The sequence below is a fragment of the Rhizobium mulingense genome (assembly GCF_029194105.1).
In the GTDB taxonomy this organism is placed as follows: Bacteria; Pseudomonadota; Alphaproteobacteria; order Rhizobiales; family Rhizobiaceae; genus Rhizobium; species Rhizobium mulingense.
The window spans coordinates 1-2,486 of record NZ_JARFVE010000045.1 but is presented as its reverse complement, the minus strand read 5'-3'; the positions used below and the strand labels follow the sequence as shown (position 1 = coordinate 2,486).

Annotated in this window: 1 protein-coding gene and 1 pseudogene; both read right to left on the bottom strand. The window is 60.9% G+C overall.

Features of this window, described 5'->3' with window-relative positions:
• Positions 1 to 141: 141 nt before the first annotated feature.
• Entirely contained in the window at positions 142 to 876 is a 735-nt protein-coding gene (gene istB / locus PYR71_RS30535; RefSeq protein WP_064818141.1) for an IS21-like element helper ATPase IstB, read from the bottom strand.
• Between the two features lie 5 nt (positions 877 to 881).
• Positions 882 to 2,375 (bottom strand): annotated as a pseudogene (istA, locus tag PYR71_RS30530) (IS21 family transposase); the annotation flags it as partial.
• Between the last annotated feature and the right edge of the window lie 111 nt (positions 2,376 to 2,486).

Here is a 2,486-nt window from a genome sequence, read left to right as displayed (position 1 = left end):
CTGTCAATCGGCGTCCAAAGTTCACCCCTTATCGGCGTCCAATTTTGACCCCCCATATGCTGTAGATCAGCGCTTGGCCTGCCCGGCGCTGGCCGGGGTTGCAGAGGGTAGGCCAAGTGCGCGTGATGATCGTCTTCGGCTTTAGCTTTGAGAGCGGTTCTTGAAGCGCCAGGATTCGTTTCCGGTTTCGACGATCTCGCAGTGGTGGGTGAGACGGTCCAGAAGCGCGGTCGTCATCTTGGCGTCACCGAACACCGTCGGCCATTCTCCAAAGGCCAGGTTCGTGGTGACGATGATCGAAGTCCGCTCGTAGAGCCTGCTGATCAGATGGAACAGGAGTTGGCCGCCGGCCTGGGCGAACGGCAGGTAGCCGAGTTCGTCAAGGATGATGAAGTCGAGACGGTTGAGGTAGTCGGCCGTCCGCCCCTGCTTGCCGCTGCGCGTTTCCGTTTCCAAGCGATTGACCAGATCGACGACATTGAAGAAGCGCCCGCGTGTTCCGTTGCGGATCAGTGCGCGGGCAATCGCGATGGCCAGATGGCTCTTCCCGGTTCCCGTGCCGCCGACGAGGACAACATTGCGCTGATCGGCGACGAAGGTGCCGGTCGACAGCTCCCGCACCAGGGGTTCATTGACGGGCGTATCGGCGAAGTCGAAGTCGTCGATGTCCTTGGCGAGCGGCAGCTTGGCAATGCTGAGCTGGTAGCGAATGGAGCGGGCCTGCTTCTCGGCGATCTCCGACTGCAAGAGATCGCCGACGATGCGCGGCGGTTCGTGCTGCCGCTTGATGCCGTTGCCCATGACCTCGTCGTAAGCGCCGCGCATTCCATAGAGCTTCAGCGTGCTCATCAGTTCGAGAACCTGTGTGCGTTCCATCAGCTTGCCCTCCTGAGGCTGTCATACCGTGCGCAGTCGGCGACCGGTTCATGGGTAAGCCGCAGCGCATCCGGGGTTTGCAGGGTTGCGGCCGGGGCCGGATCACGGCTCCGGGCCAGAATGTTGATGATCACCGAGGCCGAGCAGACGCCGTGATCCAAAGCCTCCTGGCAGGCAGCATCGACGGCCGCCAGACCGTCGGCGGGAACGCATCCGAGAATGGTGACCATTTGCCGATCACCATCATGGACACTCTTCAGCCGCCGGCGCACTTTCTCCATCGCTGTGGGTAGGACCCATTCACGGAACGGCGCACCATTGCGCAAAGCACCGGGTTTGCGTGCCAGAACAGGGACATAATGCCAGGGATCGTAGATCGTCTCGCCACGGCCAAAGCAACGAGGATGCTCACCGACGTTCACACCGTCCTGCCTGATGACGATCTTCTCGGCATAGGCGTGAACCTCGACCGGCCGGCCGACCGCAGTTGAGAGGACGGAGTATTTGTTGTTGTCGAAGCGGACCGTGCAGGTCTTCGACACCGAGGTCGGGACGCAGTGGAATCCGTCGAACGGCCCGACGTAATGGACGAGGCTGCCGCGCTCCTCCTCGAACATTTGCCAGATCATCCGCTCGGTCTGCTCGGGATGGCGGTGCGCCTTGGCGTAGGCGATGCACTTGTCGAGCAGCCATACGTTCAGCTCTTCCAGGCTTTTGACGCGAAGGCGTGGAGTGAAGAAGCGTTCGCGCACGAGGCCAACCTGGTTCTCGACCTGCCCCTTCTCCCAGCCTGATGCGGGCGTGCAGGCCACGGGATGAACGAGATAATGGCTGCACATCTGCAGGAAACGGCGATTGTATTGCCGCTCCTTGCCGACGAATACGGCCTCGACCGCCGTCTTCATGTTGTCGTAGATGCCGCGCGTGCAGGTGCCACGGAAGAAGGCGAAGGCCTTGTCGTGCGCATCGAACACCATCTCCTGGCTTTCGCGCATATAGGCCCTGACGAACATCATCCGGCTGTGGCAGAGCCGGACGTGAGCAACCTTGACGGTCGTCGTCACGCCGTTGATCAGAATGATCTCGTGGCTCCAGTCGAACTGGTAGGCCTCACCCGGCGCGTAATAGAGCGGCACGTAGGCTTCCGCCGTCATGGCTCCCCGGTTCTTCGCCCAGGTCTTGGCGTATCGCCGGATCGCGTCATAACTGCCGTCGTAGCCGAGTGCCCGAACCTCCTCGTAAATCCGGATCAGCGTCAACCGTTCGCGCGATGGCTTGCCCTCGTTGGTCGTCAGGAACCGCTCGATCTCGGCCTTCCACGCTCCGATCCTCGGCAGCGGTTGTCGCTCTCGTTCATAGGTAAAATCGGTCTCGTCGGAACGCAAAATCTTGCGGACCGTGTTGCGCGAAACATGCAGTTCCCGGACGATCTTCTTCACCGACCAGCCCTGCACATGGAAGGCCCGTCGAACACGCGCAATAGTATCCACTCGCTTCAACTCCCACTCCATCCGCCGCCAAAAGCCGGATGGTCAGATGAAATCTGAGGGGGGTCAAAATTGGACGCCGATTACCCCGCCAAGGGGGTCAAATTTGCACGCCGAAACACA